Annotated in this window: 13 protein-coding genes; 8 read left to right on the top strand and 5 right to left on the bottom strand. The window is 65.9% G+C overall.

Annotated elements, in window-relative coordinates; translation table 11 throughout:
- Positions 1-171: 171 nt before the first annotated feature.
- Positions 172-2,370 carry a TonB-dependent receptor gene (locus ACVOLQ_RS16140; protein ID WP_481528632.1) on the bottom strand — a complete coding sequence of 733 codons (2,199 nt, stop codon included), beginning with the start codon at positions 2,368-2,370 and terminating at the stop codon, positions 172-174.
- A gap of 139 nt (positions 2,371-2,509) precedes the next feature.
- Between ACVOLQ_RS16140 and ACVOLQ_RS16135 the strand changes: the two genes are divergently transcribed.
- Positions 2,510-2,926, top strand: coding sequence for a MerC domain-containing protein (locus ACVOLQ_RS16135; protein ID WP_313399682.1), 417 nt, complete (start codon positions 2,510-2,512; stop codon positions 2,924-2,926).
- 105 nt (positions 2,927-3,031) lie between these two features.
- Entirely contained in the window at positions 3,032-3,211 is a 180-nt protein-coding gene (locus ACVOLQ_RS16130; RefSeq protein WP_293708723.1) for a 30S ribosomal protein THX, read from the top strand.
- A gap of 108 nt (positions 3,212-3,319) precedes the next feature.
- On the opposite strand, the gene ACVOLQ_RS16125 is transcribed toward ACVOLQ_RS16130, so the two are convergent.
- From ACVOLQ_RS16125 to ACVOLQ_RS16115, 3 genes are all read right to left on the bottom strand, one after another.
- On the bottom strand, positions 3,320-4,567 hold the full coding sequence (locus tag ACVOLQ_RS16125; RefSeq protein ID WP_481528631.1) for an alkaline phosphatase family protein: 1,248 nt from the start codon (positions 4,565-4,567) through the stop codon (positions 3,320-3,322).
- Positions 4,568-4,688: 121 nt separating this feature from the next.
- Entirely contained in the window at positions 4,689-5,201 is a 513-nt protein-coding gene (locus tag ACVOLQ_RS16120; protein WP_313272756.1) for a methylated-DNA--[protein]-cysteine S-methyltransferase, read from the bottom strand.
- Positions 5,198-6,688 (bottom strand): DNA-3-methyladenine glycosylase 2 family protein, encoded by a 1,491-nt coding sequence (locus ACVOLQ_RS16115; RefSeq protein ID WP_481528630.1) that lies wholly within the window; start codon positions 6,686-6,688, stop codon positions 5,198-5,200. Before ACVOLQ_RS16115 ends, ACVOLQ_RS16120 begins: the two co-directional genes overlap by 4 nt.
- Before the next feature lie 165 nt (positions 6,689-6,853).
- Between ACVOLQ_RS16115 and ACVOLQ_RS16110 the strand changes: the two genes are divergently transcribed.
- The 3 genes from ACVOLQ_RS16110 to ubiM all read left to right on the top strand — a co-directional run bounded on the left by ACVOLQ_RS16110 (position 6,854) and on the right by ubiM (position 9,970).
- Complete coding sequence (locus tag ACVOLQ_RS16110; protein ID WP_481528629.1) at positions 6,854-8,017, top strand: COG3904 family protein; 1,164 nt, start codon at positions 6,854-6,856, stop codon at positions 8,015-8,017.
- Between the two features lie 79 nt (positions 8,018-8,096).
- A complete protein-coding gene (locus ACVOLQ_RS16105) occupies positions 8,097-8,642 on the top strand; it encodes a DUF4019 domain-containing protein (protein WP_481528628.1) in 546 nt (181 codons plus the stop codon).
- A gap of 149 nt (positions 8,643-8,791) precedes the next feature.
- Positions 8,792-9,970: a 5-demethoxyubiquinol-8 5-hydroxylase UbiM gene (ubiM, locus tag ACVOLQ_RS16100; RefSeq protein ID WP_481528633.1), complete on the top strand. Its 1,179-nt coding sequence runs from the start codon at positions 8,792-8,794 to the stop codon at positions 9,968-9,970.
- A 179-nt stretch (positions 9,971-10,149) separates the two neighbouring features.
- Here ubiM and ACVOLQ_RS16095 read toward each other — a convergent pair whose 3' ends face one another.
- On the bottom strand, positions 10,150-10,407 hold the full coding sequence (locus ACVOLQ_RS16095) for an RNA-binding S4 domain-containing protein (protein ID WP_313170178.1): 258 nt from the start codon (positions 10,405-10,407) through the stop codon (positions 10,150-10,152).
- Between the two features lie 196 nt (positions 10,408-10,603).
- Here ACVOLQ_RS16095 and ACVOLQ_RS16090 point away from each other — a divergent pair, with 196 nt between their 5' ends.
- The 3 genes from ACVOLQ_RS16090 to ACVOLQ_RS16080 all read left to right on the top strand — a co-directional run bounded on the left by ACVOLQ_RS16090 (position 10,604) and on the right by ACVOLQ_RS16080 (position 15,198).
- On the top strand, positions 10,604-12,556 hold the full coding sequence (locus ACVOLQ_RS16090) for a DEAD/DEAH box helicase (RefSeq protein WP_481528627.1): 1,953 nt from the start codon (positions 10,604-10,606) through the stop codon (positions 12,554-12,556).
- Between the two features lie 238 nt (positions 12,557-12,794).
- Positions 12,795-14,420 (top strand): GGDEF domain-containing protein, encoded by a 1,626-nt coding sequence (locus ACVOLQ_RS16085; RefSeq protein ID WP_481528626.1) that lies wholly within the window; start codon positions 12,795-12,797, stop codon positions 14,418-14,420.
- A 55-nt stretch (positions 14,421-14,475) separates the two neighbouring features.
- Positions 14,476-15,198 carry a pseudouridine synthase gene (locus ACVOLQ_RS16080; RefSeq protein WP_313169262.1) on the top strand — a complete coding sequence of 241 codons (723 nt, stop codon included), beginning with the start codon at positions 14,476-14,478 and terminating at the stop codon, positions 15,196-15,198.
- Positions 15,199-15,269: the final 71 nt, after the last annotated feature.

Genomic DNA, 15,269 nt, shown 5'->3' with positions numbered 1-15,269 from the left:
AGCAGAAGCTTGCCCTCACCCCTACCCCTCTCCCGCAGGCGGGAGAGGGGACAGCAAAGGCAACAGCTCAAAGCAACAGCTCAAAGCAACAGCTCAAAGCAACAGCTCAAAGCAACAGCTCAAAGCAACAGCTCAAAGCAACAGCCCCTGGTTGCTGTTGCCAGCATCCGCTTAGAACCAGGCGCGGATACCAAACGCCACACCGCGACCCGGCAGCGGCGAATAATCCCGCAGCAACGAGGTATGCGGCCTTGCCTCACGGTTGGTCAGGTTGCTGCCGTCCAGGAAGACCTCGTAGCTGTTGCTGCCACTGCGGTCCCAACGATAGGCAAGATGGGCATCGACCAGCGTGTAGGCACTGCTCGGCTCTTCGTTCTGCGCCACGTCCTTCTGGCTGCCATAGCGCACGGCACCCAGCGAGGCGCGCCAGCCGCCCAGCGACCAATGCAGGTCGGCACCGACACGGGCCGGGGAGATGCGCGGCAGATAGCCACCATTGGCCAGGTCGACGTTGTAATGATGCGCGTGGTCGCCATGCGGCACGGCGATGTCGACGTTGCGGGTGCCGCTGCCATCCAGTTCGGCCTTGACGTAATCGCCGAACACGCGCAGGTCCCAATCACCGGCCAGGCCTTCGATCATGTGCCAGGTGGCCTCGGCCTCGGCCCCCTTGAAGGTGGCATCGTTCTGGGTCCAGCTGCGGACCGGCAAACCACCTTCGACCACGCCGGTGTCGGCCAGGTAGATGAAGTCCTTGAATTTGGTCTGGTAGATCGCCGCCTGTACATCGATGCGCTCGTTATGGGCGTGCAGGCCCAGCTCGACGCGACGACCACGCTCGGTGTCCATGTTGGCGTTGCCGATTTCCAGCGAGCGGGTGGCGATGTGGGCGCCAGCGGCGTACAGCTCTTCGTTGGTCGGCGCACGTTCGGAGGCATCCACGCCAAAGCGCAGATCGAAGGTGTCGTTCAACGCCCAGATGCCGGATGCGGAAAGATTGGTGGCGCCAAAGCTGCGGTTGCGCTGGGCATCGTTCGGATCCAGCTTGACCCGGTCATGGCGTGCGCCCAGCTCCAGCTTGAATGGGCCGAACTGCTTTTCCTGCAGCACGAAGGCACCAAGGGTGTCGGTGGTGGTGCCCGGTACGAAGGCTTCCTCACCGATCGCACCAAAATCGCTGCTGCCGAACTGCAGGCCGAAGGCGCCTTCCCAGCCGGCCAGTGGCTGCTGCACGGCTTCCAGTCGGCCTTCATAGCCTTTGTTGGTGAAGCGGGTGGACGGTGTGCCGGCTTCCAGCTCGGTGTGCTCGTAATCGGTGTAGCCACCGCGCAGGGTCAGGCTCTTCAGGAAGGAGGTCGGGTTGTACAGGCCGCCCTTCAGGTCGAAGCGGTTCTGCACCATGTCGATGCGCACGTCATGCTCTTCACCTTCCTCTGCATGGTCGTGATCGTGGTCATCATGGTCGTGGCCATGGTCATCGTCGGCATGCACATGGGCGCCGTTGGGGATGCCGTAGTTGCTGCGGTAGGTGCCCAGCGATGCGCCGAGGTAGCCGCTTTCACCAAACCAGGTGGCACCGAAGCCGCCGGCGCGGGTGCGTACCGAGCTGTTCTCCAGGCGGCCGCGGGGGCCGAGCTCGTCGCTGTCGCCGTCATGGTCGTCATGGCCATCGGCGTCCAAAGCGTGCGGGTCGATGGCATGGCCGGGGATGCGGTAGTCATCGCCATTGCGGATCAGGCCGTCCACATGCAGCACCAGGTTGTCGCCGCTGACCCCGTCCAGGCGGAACATGCCGCTGCGTTCTTCATTGACCGAGTTGCCACGCAGTTCGGCGCGGCCGCTGAGCGGACGGTCCGGTACCTCGCTGGCAATGCGGCCATCCACCACGTTGACCGCGCCGCCAATGGCGCCGCTGCCGAACAGCAGGGTCGCCGGGCCCTTCAGCACTTCGATCTGGTCGGCCAGGAACGGCTCGATGCTGGAGGCGTGGTCGGCGCTGACCGTGGAGGCATCCATGTTGCCGACGCCATTGGCGACAACCGCCACACGCGGACCTTCCTGGCCACGGATGATCGGGCGACCCACGCCAGGGCCGAAGAAGGTGCTCTGCACGCCGGGCAGCTTGGCCACGGTGTCACCCAGGGTGCCTGACTTGTGTTCGTCCAGGTCGGTGCCGGCCAGGACGTCGACCGGGCGCGCCAGTGATTCGGCCGAACCCTGCAAGGGCGAGGCGGTGACCTTGACCGCACTCAGTTCGGTCAGGTGATGGCTCTGCCCGGCATCGTCATCCGCGGCACTGGCAACGGCAGGCAGGGCGGCGACAAGGGCGAGGAACAGCAGGTGGTGCTTGGTGCGACGGGGGAAGGGCATGAGCGTTCCTTTGTTACTGTGTATCACTTGGGTGGCAGGCTGAACCGGTCGTGGCAGCGGGACTGACACAGGAGGTTCGGGCGGGAAGGACAATAATGTTATATTATTCCATAACGTTCTGCCGCCCCTGCTGGAAGTCATGCCCACCCCATCTACCGGATTACGCAAATTCCTGGATCGCTTTGGTGCCACCGGCTCGCTGATCTGTGCGGTGCACTGCGCGGTGTTGCCGGCCCTTCTGGCGGTCGCGCCGGCATTGGGCCTGTCGTTCTGGCTCAGTGACGGGGTGGAAGCCAGCATCGTCATCTTCGTTACCGTGCTGGGGCTGTTCAGCCTGATCTGGGGCTATCTGCGCCACCGCGCGCTGATGGCGCTGCTGTTGCTGGTACCGGGCCTGGTGTTGCTGTGGGCTGGCCTGCTGCATCCCGAGCTGCACCATTCGCGCATCCCGCATGCGGTGGTGATGACCTTGGGCGGCGTATTGGTGGGGCTGGCGCATGTGGTCAACCTGCGCTTGAACCACGTGCATGTGCATGACGCCAGCTGCGCACATTGAGGGGCGCATGGTAGGCTTTCTGTCCATGCGCGAGGGTGCTTGCTGTGGCCCCGCCAAACCCGTGCTCGCACGGGGTAACTGATTACAAACCAAGGAGTTGACGACATGGGTAAGGGTGACCGTAAGACCGCCAAGGGCAAGCGCTACAACGCCAGTTATGGCAATTCGCGCTCGCACGTGAGCAAGGTGGCCGTGGGCGCTGCCGCGCCGGTCGCCAAGAAGACTGTCGCCAAGGCCCCGGCCAAGAAGGCCGTTGCCAAGAAGACCGTCGCCAAAGCCGGCTGATCCAGCCCGGCAGTGGTTACAGAAAAGCGGCGCATTGCGCCGCTTTTTTTTGCCTGCGATCTGCGCTGGCTGTGTGCTCCCGGGTGCGCTGCGCTTACCCGGGCTACCTCACTTTGTCGGGCGCAGGGCCTGGTCCAGGGCGTGCGGGTCGCCGTCGTTGGGTTGGGCCGGGATGCCGATCAGGCGGGTCAGCAAGGGGTAGACGTCGACGTTGTCGAAGGCGGTCAGTTGCTTGCCCTGGGCAAAGGCCGGACCGCGGGCGACGAACACTGCCTGCATCGACGGCAATGCCGGGTCATAGCCGTGCGAGCCACGGTCGCCCGCCGGCCGCTTGGCCATGCTGTCGCGCGGCAGTGCATCCCAGCCCTCCTGCATCTGGCAGACGATGGCCGGCACCCGCGGATTGCTGCCGTAATGCCAGCGCGTGGGCAGCTCCGCCTTGTTCCAGCATTGGTAGTGGGCGTGCTCGCCCAGCAATGCCTTCTCTGCTTCGGTCTGTTTGCCGGGCAGCGGGGCGAAGCCCACCGACTGGCCTACCGAAATCACCTTGGCAACCGCCGGCGACACCATGTCCTCTACCGCCACCGCGTTGCCGGACTTCACGGTAGCCATGCCGTGATCGGACACGACAATCACATTGGTGTGGTCGAGCAGGCCGTCGCGGCGCATGCCGTCGATCAGTTGGCCGATGGCCGCATCCACCTGCCGCACGGCGGCGGTGTACTCGGGCGAATCCGGCCCATGTGCATGGCCGGCCTTGTCCACCTGCTCCATATAGGTGGCGACGAAGCGCGGGGTGATCGCGTCCGGTTCGCCATGCAGCCAGGCCAGTACCTGGTTCATGCGCTCGGTCAGCGGCACGCTTTCGTCATACATGCGCCACTGGTTGGCGTGCAGGCCGCGCACCGGTGCTTCGCTGCCCGGCCACGACCAGGTGGCGCTCTTCAGCCCGGCCTTGCGCACGCTGACCCAGATCGGCTCGCCGCCATCCCACCAGGCCGCGTTCTGTACGGCGGTGCGGTCACTGACCTTGAATTCGCCAAGCGCATCGGCGCTCATCGCGTTGTGCACCAAGCCATGGTGGTCCGGGCGCAGGCCGGTGACCAGGGTGTAGTGATTGGGGAAGGTGAGCGAGGGATAGGACGGGCGCATGCCAACGCTGCGCACGCCTTCGCGCGCCAGGCGCATCAGGTTTGGGCTGTCGGCCTGGCTGAGCTTGTCCGCGCGCAGGCCGTCGATGGAAATCATCAGTACGGTGGGCGGTACGTTTGCTGTGGCGGTGGAGGAAGGAGTGCTGGCGCAGGCGGCAAGCAGTGCACAGGCCAGTGCCGTGGCCGAAATACGTAGGAAAGTCATGGCGCCATTCTAGGCCGCGCCGGTGACCGTACAAATACAACCTTCGGCAGGTTGTCAGCGTTTGATCCAACGCGTAGTCCCGTAGCCCGGGTAAGCATCGCGCACCCGGGAGCAACCACACTCAGGCAAACAGATCCGCCAGCCGCTCGCCTTCACTGGCGACACCTTCCAGCTTCAGCAGCGCGGCCTTGGTCGGCAGCCCGCCACCGAAGCCGGTCAGCGCGCCGTTGTTGCCGATCACCCGATGGCAGGGCAGCACGATCGGCAGCGGGTTGCGGCCATTGGCGGCACCTACCGCACGCGTGGCGGTGGGGCGGCCAATGCGCTCGGCCAGCTGGCGGTAACTCCAGGTCGCGCCGAACGGAATCTGCGCCAGCGTATGCCAGACCTGCAACTGGAACGCGGTGCCCACCGGGGCCAGTGTCAGCGCGAAATGCTGGCGCTCGCCGCGCAGGTATTCCAGCAGCTGCCGGCGGGGCTCGGCGACGGCGTCGGGGTCGCGTTGCCAATGCTCGCGGCCCTTGGCGTCATGGCGGTTCTCGGCAAACAGGATGTGGCGCACGCCGACCTGGTCGACGGCAACGGTCAGTGCGCCGATCGGGCTGTCGAAGCGGTCGTAGTAGAGGGTGTTCATGCCGTGGCCTCCGTAGCGGGCTTGGGGTTCTTTCGTTCCGTGGGCACTGCCAGGTGCCACAGGTGCAATACCGCGTAGGCGCGCCAAGGGCGCCACGGTTGCGAGCGGCGTTCGGTGTCGCGCTCGCTCAGGCGCTGGCCTTCGCCCAATACCTGCTGCAGCACCAGGTCACCGGCGGGGAAGGCATCGGGCAGGCCCATTGCCCGCAGCGCCATGTAATGGGCTGTCCACGGGCCGATGCCGGGCAGGACGGTGGCCTTCTGCACGAAGCTTTCCAGCGTCTGCGCGCGACTGAAATCCAGGCGCTGTTCGGCGCAGGCGCGGGCGATTGCGCGCAGGGTGGCGGCGCGGGTCCGCGGCAGGCCGATGCTTTCCAGAGGGGCTTCGACCAGCGTTGCCGGGGCGGGAAACTGGCGATCCAGGCCTTCCGGCATGCCAGGCAGGTGTTCACCAAACCGGTCCACCAGGCGCCGCGCCAGCGTGGTGGCAGCAGCAACGCTGACCTGCTGGCCCAGCACGGCGCGCGCTGCGACCTCGAAGCCGTCCCAACCGCCGGGGATGCGCAGTCCTGGGCGTTCGGCGATGCCGCGTGCGAGCAGGGGCTCCTGGCCCAGCGTCGCATGGACGGTGCGCAGGTCGGCATCCAGATCGAACACGCGCCGCACCTTGGCAACGATGGCGGGGATGGCCCGTGGATCGGTGGTGCCGAGTTGCAGGCGCAGTTCCGGGCGCTTCGGATCGGCACTGACCCGGATCAGGCTGGCCACGCCATTGGCGACGACCACGCGCTGGTAGCTGCTTTCGTCGATGTATTCGATGCCGGGCAAGGAACGGCGGCGCAGGAAAGCCAGCATCAGTGGGAAGTCCAACGGCGGCCGGTAGGCCAGGCGCAGCACCGGTTCGCCGCCGGCTACCGTGCCATGCTGCTTGCGCAGGGCGCTGGGCGGCATGCCGCAACCGTCGAGGAAGGCGCTGTTGAAGCGGCGCAGGCTGTTGAAGCCGGCGGCCAATGCGATCTGGGTCACCGGTAGCGCGGTTTCGGTCAGCAACTGCTTGGCCAGCAGCAGGCGGCGGGTGGTGTGCAGTTGTGCCGGGGTCGCACCGAGCCTGGCCACGAACAGGCGCTGCAACTGGCGCGCGCTGATGCCCATCGCCTCGGCCAGGGCAGTGGCCGGCTGCTCCTGCAGCATGCCTTCGTTGAGTAGGGCCAATGCCTGGTGCAGGGTCTGATCGTGCAGCAGATTGGCGTCATCGGGTGACAACTCCGGGCGGCAGCGCAGGCAGGGCCGGTAACCGGCGGCGCTGGCGGCAGCGGCGCTGGGGTAGTAGCTGACGTTCCCCGGCTTCGGCGGCGGTGCAGGGCACACCGGCCGGCAATAGATGCCGGTGCTGCGCACGGCGGTGAAGAACAGGCCGTCGAAGCGCGCATCGCGGGCCAGGCGGGCTTGTTCGCATTGCATATGTGCGGGCATCAGGAGGTTCTGCATGGGCACAGTCTAGGCGTGGACGGGGATGCCCACTGGCCATTTTCGGACATCAATGCGCGCGACGCTGTGTTGATTCACCGGGCGTTGCAGCAGGATGGGTATTGCGCACTAGACTGTTCACCTTCCTGGCGTGGCTGCGCCGTAGTACGGATCTGATTGCTCTCCATGTTGCCCAAGTTCTGGTGGTCGCCGTTGTTGTGCATCGGGCTGTTGGCCTGCAATCCGCCGACCGGCGACAAGAAGCCTGTGGCGGATCCCGCCGCCGCGCTGGCCGCCGATGGCGACCACATGGTGTCCATCAATGCCGCCGATGCGCCGGTTCCACCCGCACCGGTGCTGCCGGCCAAGGACAAGCCGTGGCCCGAGCTGGTGCTGGAAAATGGCAAGGCCTGGGTCAGCTGTGGCGCCGACTATGCAGGCGAGAACGGCGACGGTAGCGAGCTGGCGGGTCTGGACCGTGCCAGCGTGGATGCGGCACTGGAGCCCTGCAAGGAACGCGGGCTGCTGCGGGTGCGCTATGCGGGCAAGATCAATCCCTCATTCGCAGCCATGGTGACGCGCCTTGCCGTCGTCGCCGATGCGATGAAGATCAGCAAGCGCATCCTCGACCTGGATTCCAGCGGTGGCCAGGTGGAAGCGGCCATCGTCGCCGGTGACAGCATCGGCGAGTCGGGCTGGACCATCTGGGTGCGCGAAGGCTCGGTCTGCCACAGCGCCTGCGTGTTCGTGCTGGCCGCAGGTGACAACCGCTTGATCTCCGGCAAGGTCGGCATCCACCGGATGATGCGCATCAGCTCCACCGCCACCTCGCGTGCGGAGTTGAACAAGGAGCTGCACGAGGTCTATGACAACGTGAAGGACTACCTGCAGCGCAACGGCGTGGCCGTGGGCGTTGCCGACCTGATGATGACCGTGCCCAACCGCAGCCTGCGCGTGCTGACCAGCGACGAGCTCAAGCAGTATGGCCTGGACGGCACCAACGCGGTGCAGGATGACCTGGAGCGGATCAAGCAGATGCGCAAGTGTGGCGATGATTTCGTACGCCGCAAGGATGCCTTCCTCATCGCCTTTGACCGCGACTGCAAGGTGGAAGGGGCGGACCTTGAGGCGGTCACCGCCTGTGGGCAGACCTTGAAGGAGCAGTTCGGCTTCCCGGATGAAACCTGCCCGGAGGAAAGTCCGTTGTCGGAGATCGATACCGCGATGTTGGCGCCGATGCCGACGACCCTGCCTACCGGTGCTGCGGCAGTCGGGGCTGCGCCGGAGGTGGTGGCCGCGCCCGCGCCCGCCGTCAGCGCACAAGTCGGTGCATCCGGCACACGTAAATGAACAAGCGGAGCGATGCGCAAGGTCGCAAACCGTGATTGGATTGGCATTCCGTCCAACTGAAAGCGTCATGGAGAGAGCTATGCGATCCAGTTGTTTGTTGATGGTGTTGTCCCTGGCCGTGCCCGTCGCAAGCGTTTTTGCGCAGGCGCCTGCCGCTGCCCCCACTGCGGCGCCTGCGCGGGCCGCCGCTACGCCGCCTGCCGCCGCACGGCCGGCACCGGCGTTGAGCGCAGCGCAGCAGGCGCAGGTCGCCAAGCAGGATGCGGAGATGACCGCCGCCGCGCAGCGCGTGGCCCAACTGGTCGACAGCCAGCAGGCGGCTTCGGTGTGGGACGGGGCCTCGGCCGTGGCGCGCAAGGCGGTGACCCGCGACGTCTTCGCCAACAACGTCAACGCCGATCGCGCCAAGCTGGGCGCGCTGGTGTCGCGTGGCAAGCCCTCGATCACCCGTGTGCAGTACCCGGCCGGTGCCTCGGTGCCGGAAGGTATCTATCTGAACGTCAGTTTCCCGACCCGCTTTGCCAACAACGCGCAGCCGGTACGCGAGCTGGTCTCCTTCCGCCTGGACGAGGACAAGGTATGGCGCGCCTCCGGGTATAGCGTGCGCGCGGCCTCGGCAAACTAACCAAGCGCCATCACGGTCGCGACATCGCACACGGGCGCCGCAGGGCGCCCGCTGTGTTTGCGTGCTCATTGCCCTGGGGCTGATCTGGATCAATGAATCCTTACGCCGGCCTGCTTACGCTCCCTGCGGTAGGCCTAACGGAGTGGCATATGCGCAAGGTGGATGTGGTGGTGGTGGGAGCCGGTCCGGCCGGCTTGAGTCTGGCCCGCAGCCTGGCGGGCAGTGGCCTGTCACTGGCGGTGATCGAACCACAGCCGTTGGCGGCGCTGGCCGAGCCGGCCTTCGATGGTCGCGAGATCGCGCTGACCCATGCTTCCCGTCAGATCATGCGCAGCATGGGCCTGTGGCCGCGTATTGACCCGGGCGAGATCTCGTCGTTGCGCAGCGCCAAGGTAATGAACGGCAGCTCGCCGTTCGTGCTGGGCTTTGCCGCGCAGGGCGAAGGGGTCGAGGAACTGGGCTGGCTGATCCCCAATCACCTGATCCGGCGTGCCGCCTGGGAAGCAGTGCAGGGGCAGGCCGGGCTGGAACTGCTGGATGGCCGCTCGGTGACTGCAGTCGATGCCGGCGACGCCTTCACTACGGTGACGCTGAGCGACGGCAGCCAATTGGGCGCGCGTTTGGTCGTTGCCGCCGACAGCCGCTTCTCGGCGACCCGGCGGATGATGGGCATCGGCGCGCAGATGCGCGACTTCGGCAAGTCCATGCTGGTCTGCCGAATGCAGTGCGAGCGTCCGCATGAGCATGCCGCCTGGGAATGGTTTGGCTACGAACGCACCCTGGCGATGCTGCCGTTGCCGGGCAACCAGGCTTCGGCGGTCATCACCATGCCACCCCAGCAGCTGCTGCAGTTGCTGGCGATGGACGAGGTCGCCTTTGGACGAACCGTCAGCGGTTTCTTCGAGCATCGCCTGGGTGAAATGACCCAGGTGGGGACGCGCCATGCCTATCCGCTGGTGGGCGTGTATGCGCACCGCTTCGTCGGCAGGCGTTACGCCCTGATTGGCGATGCGGCGGTCGGCATGCACCCGGTCACCGCGCACGGCTTCAATTTTGGCCTGCAGAGCCAGCAACGGCTGGCGCGGTTGGTGCTGGAGGCGGTGCGTGGCGGTGGCGATATCGGCGCGGACGGGCTGCTGGCCAATTACCAGCGTGGCCACCGGCTCGCGACGCGGCCGCTGTACGAGGCCACCAATGCCATTGCCGGGCTCTATAACGACAGCCGGCTGCCGGCACGCCTGCTGCGCGGCGCGGCATTGCGGGCCGCGCAGGGCGTGGTTCCGTTCAGGAAGTTGATTGCCGGGCACCTGACCCAAGCGCGCGCGTAGCGGGCCTTTGGGGCAGATGGGGCGGGCTTGTGGGAGCGGCGTAAGCCGCCAAGCCAATGGTGGTGGCGGGTATAGGGTGCTGACAGGCTACCGGCTTCGCGGCTTATGCCGCCCCTACAAACGCTGCAGCCCTGAGGGGGCGCGGGGAAAGCCCCGGCCGAGCATGGCTCGGCACTACATCACTCGTCTTCGTCGTCTTCTTCGGCGCGATTCGGGTCCGGATCGGCGATCACGTTGATCCGGACATCGCCCAGTTCGACCTGCTGGCCGCCGCGGATCTTGCAGGCCTTGCGCAGCTCGACCACGCCGTCGACGCTGACCTGGCCCTGGCCAATGATCACCTTGGCCTCGCCGCCACTGCTGACCAGATCGGTCAGTTTCAGCAGCTGCTTCAGTTCCACGTAGTCGCGGTCAAGTTCAAAATCGATGGTCTGCATGGTGTTCACGGAGAAAAACGGGTGGTATTGTGCGCTATCGGCGACCCGTGCGGGTGCTCCAACAGGGGCCAAGCGGCGGCCGGTTGTGTTCGTAAGCTGAACGCAAATCTAGCCATGCGCGACAGCAGAGCTGTTTAGAGCGCACAATATGCGTCTTTTCGCCCGCCCGTTCGCGGCGGTGCCCCCGGAGTTACCCATGTCCCAAGATACCCCCGCGCCGCTGCTGTTCGCAGATCTCGGCCTGTCCGAGCCTGTGATGAAGGCAGTGGCCGATGTCGGTTACGAGACCCCGTCACCGATCCAGGCTGCCACCATTCCGGCCATGCTGGAAGGCCGTGACGTGCTCGGCCAGGCGCAGACCGGCACCGGCAAGACCGGCGCCTTCGCGCTGCCGATGCTGTCCAACATCAATCTTTCCGCCACCAAGCCGCAGGTGCTGGTGCTGGCGCCAACCCGCGAACTGGCCATCCAGGTCGCCGAGGCATTCCAGACCTACTCGGCGTCGATGCCGGGCTTCCGCGTGCTGCCGGTATACGGTGGTCAGCCCTATGGCCAGCAGCTGTCGGCGCTGCGCCGCGGCGTCCACGTCGTGGTCGGCACCCCGGGCCGCGTGATCGATCACCTCGATCGCGGCACCCTGGACCTGTCCGAGTTGAAGACGCTGGTGCTGGACGAAGCCGATGAAATGCTGCGCATGGGCTTCATCGACGACGTCGAGGCCGTGCTCAAGAAGCTGCCGGAAAGCCGCCAGGTTGCCCTGTTCTCGGCCACCATGCCGCAGCAGATCCGCCGTATCGCGCAGACCTATCTGCGCAATCCGGTGGAAGTGACTATCGCTTCCAAGACCACCACCTCGGCCAATATCCGCCAGCGTTATTGGTGGGTGGCTGGCATGCACAAGCTCGATGCGCTGACCCGTATCCTTGAGGTCGAGCCGTTCGACGCGATGATCATCTTCGCGCGTACCAAGGCCGGCACCGAGGAATTGGCCGGCAAGCTGCAGGCGCGTGGCCTGGCCGCGGCCGCCATCAACGGCGACATGCAGCAGGCCCAGCGCGAGCGCACCATCGGCCAGCTGAAGGAAGGCAAGCTGGACATCCTGGTGGCCACCGACGTGGCGGCCCGTGGCCTGGACGTGGAGCGCATCAGCCACGTGCTGAACTACGACATCCCGTACGACACCGAAAGCTATGTGCACCGCATTGGCCGTACCGGTCGTGCCGGCCGCAGCGGTGAGGCGATCCTGTTCGTCACCCCGCGCGAAAAGGGCATGCTGCGCCAGATCGAGCGCGCTACCCGCCAGCCGATCGAGGAAATGCAGCTGCCGACCGTTGACGCGGTCAATGACCACCGCGTGAGCAAGTTCATGGATCGCATCAGCCAGACCCTGGCTGCCGGCGACATGGATTTCTACCGCGATCTGCTGCAGCGCTACGAAGGCGAGCACAACGTGCCGGCGATCGACATCGCTGCCGCACTGGCCAAGCTGCTGCAGGGTGATGCACCGTTCCTGCTGACCCCGCCGGTGCGCGAGCGCCGCGAGCAGTCGTTCGATCGCAGCGAGCGTCCGTCGCGCGATGGTGGTTTCCACCGCCGTGACGAACGTGGTGAGCGCCCGGCCCGCTTCGAACCGCGTTTTGAGCGTGCGCCGCGCCATGACGACGGTGAGCGCGCGCCGCGTCCGTCGCGCGGCGAAGGTGACTTCGAGTCGCGTCCGCGTCGCGAAATGCCGCCGCGCAGCGCGCCGGAGTTCGGCATGGAGACCTACCGCATTGAAGTCGGTCACACCCATGGCGTGAAGCCGGCCAACATCGTCGGCGCCATCGCCAACGAGGCCGGCCTGGAAAGCCGCTTCATCGGCCGCATCGACATCCATGACGGTCACTCGGTGCTGGATCTGCCTGCCGACATGCCCAGCGACGTGCTGCAGCACCTTAAGAAGGTGTGGGTGTCGGGCCAGCAGTTGCAGATGCGCAAGGTCGAGGCAGGCGAGGACCATGGTGCCGCGGCACCGTCGTTCAAGCCGCGCTTCGACAAGGGTGAAGGCAAGCCGGGTGGTCGTCCGTCCGGCCCGCGCGGCCCGCGTCCCGGCGGTCCGGGCGGTTCGCGTCCGGGTGGCTTCAAGCCGCGCGGTCCGCGCAACTACTGATCCAGCCAATCCAAAGCATGACCAGACAACCCCGGCAATGCCGGGGTTGTCTGTTTTGACTGTTTGCCGGCTTGCCAAGACAAGGCGGGGCAACAACCGCAAGCCGCGACCGCCTTCACGTACTGCTCGCAGCGGGATATTGCGATAATGCCCGCTGTCCGCGTCGGGGAACGCGAAAGGGAAGGTCATGGCAGAAGGGGGAGGGGCAGTTGCTGGTGGGGTGAGGCGTGGATGGGCCGTGCTCCTGTTGCTGTCGACGCTCTTCAGCCTGTGGCCGCTGCTGGGCGCCGCCCAGCCATTGCAGGTTGATCGTGACTTCCTGATTGCCGGTGCCGCAACGGATGAGCAGGCGCCCCTGCGTGCCTGCAGCGCCGAGGCGCTGGCACGCATGCGTCCGGCGATCGAAATCGCCGCTCCCGAGGGCGGCTGGTCCGGCGCGCCGCAAGGCGTGGGGGTGTTCAACGTCTTTGCCGGCGAAGTGATGATTTTCCACGGTGATCGGCAGGTCTGTGGCGACATGCAGGACGCACGCACCCGCGATTCGCGTTTCCGTGCCGGTGTAGGTCTGGTGGTGGTGCCGAAACAGGGCACGGTGGAACCGATCCGGGTGGCCTGGGAGTCGCCGCTGAAGCCGCGCTGGATTCCCACCGTACACCTCGGCGCGCCCAGTCCGCTGCAGCAGCAGGACACCCTGCGCCTGGTGGTCCGCACCGCCTGCGTGGCGATTGCACTGGCCCTGGCCTTGTCGGCCCTGATGGGATTCGCGACCACGCGCGGGCGTGATTTCCTAGTCTATACCCTGGTCTGTGCGTTGTTGGTGGTCTGGCAGGCGGTATTGAGCGGACTGAGCGGCTATCCCGAGCCGTGGTTGCCATTGGGTCGGCATGCACCGGTGTGGATGGTTTCGGTGTCTGCACTCAGCTATGCGGTGATGGGCTGGGTACTGTGGCGCATGTGCGGTGGGCGGCGCGTGCTGCGTGGCTCGCGTCGCTGGATGCAGGTGCTGATGGTCGCGCTGGGCGTGGTCGCGCTGGCCGCGCCGTTGATGTCTTGGCCGGTGCTGGCGTGGATGGGGGTGGCGCTGGACGACCTGTTCACGCTGATCTGCCTGACGTCGGTCGGCATCGCCATTGTTGCCTTGCGGCGTCGTTACTACCAGGCGCTGGATGGCCTGGTGGCGGTGATTCCCTTGCTGGTGATGGCATTGGCGGACCTGATGGACAATCGCCTGCTGGTGGAATTCCGGGTCGAGGCGATCCAGGTATCGGTTACCTGGTTCCTGATGATGGCGGCGTACTCACTCAATCGCAGCCTCAGCCAACTGCGCCAGCAGCGCGATGAGATGCGTGAACTTGCCGATACCGATACCTTGACCGGCCTGCCCAACCGGCGCGCCGGCCTGCGCCAGCTCGATCACTACCTGCGTGAGGCCAAGGCCGCCGGGCAGCCGTTGTCGATCGGTTTCCTGGATATCGATCTGTTCAAGCAGATCAACGACCGTTATGGTCACGATGGCGGCGATGAAGTATTGGTTTCGGTGGCCGGGACCCTGCTGACCGGCGTGCGCAGCCGCAGCGACGTGATCCGCATGGGCGGCGAGGAGTTCCTGATCCTGCTGCCGGGCATCGGTGCCGATGCGGCGCGGCCGCGGCTGGAGCAACTGCGCGAGAAAGTCACCGTGCAGGCACGCGGGCTCAAGCACGAGGGCCTGGTCGTCACCGCGAGTATCGGCCTGGCCGAGCTGCAGTACCGCGGCAATGATGTGGCGGGGTTGCTGCGGCGGGCCGACAACGCCATGTACCAGGCCAAGCGCAGCGGCCGCGACCAGGTGGTGGACGCGCGAGATATTCAGGAAGTGCCCTGAACAGCGTGGGCTGGCCGCGCTGTTCCGGCCGCGGGCGATGGCGGATAATTCGCCGATGACAATTCGAATCAACAAGCACATCGCCGAAACCGGCTTTTGTTCGCGCCGTGAGGCTGACCGCCTGCTCGCCGCCCGTCGTGTCACCGTCAACGGCATCGTCGCCGGCACCGGTGCGGTGGTCGGTGAAGGCGACGAGGTCAAGGTGGATGGCCAACCGTTGCGGGCGCGCGCGGTGCAGAAGAGCACCGGTCGCCGCCACGTCTATATCGCGCTGAACAAGCCGGTGGGTGTCACCTGCACCACCGAAAGCGCAGTCAAGGACAACATCGTCGATTTCGTCGGCCATGAGCAGCGCATCTTCCCCATCGGCCGCCTGGACAAGGATTCCGAAGGCCTGATCCTGATGACCAGCAACGGCGATATCGTCAACCAGATCCTGCGTGCCGAGAATGGCCACCAGAAGGAGTATCTGGTGGCGGTCAACAAACCGGTCACCGATGAATTCCTGCGTGGCATGGCGCGTGGCGTGCGCATCCACAACGAGATGACCTTGCCTTGCCGTACCAGCCGCATCGCCAAATATGGCTTCCGCATCATCCTGGAGCAGGGCTTGAACCGGCAGATCCGGTTGATGGCGGCCGAGTTCGGTTTCCGCGTCACCCAGCTGCGCCGCGTACGCATCGACAACATCAAGATCGGCGCGCTCAAGCCGGGCCAATGGCGCAACCTCACCGAGCAGGAGCTGCGCGGCCTGCTGCCGCAACAGCAGCAGTGGTGAAGTGTGACGCGCTCACCGCGCCTTGCGCGCGGTGCCGCTAGACTCGGCTGCGCTCTCCATCCAGCCGCTTC

The sequence above is a fragment of the Stenotrophomonas sp. STEN031 genome, from assembly GCF_056759975.1.
The sequence above is the reverse complement of the archived record's forward strand: the minus strand, read 5'-3'. Positions and strand labels throughout refer to the sequence as shown.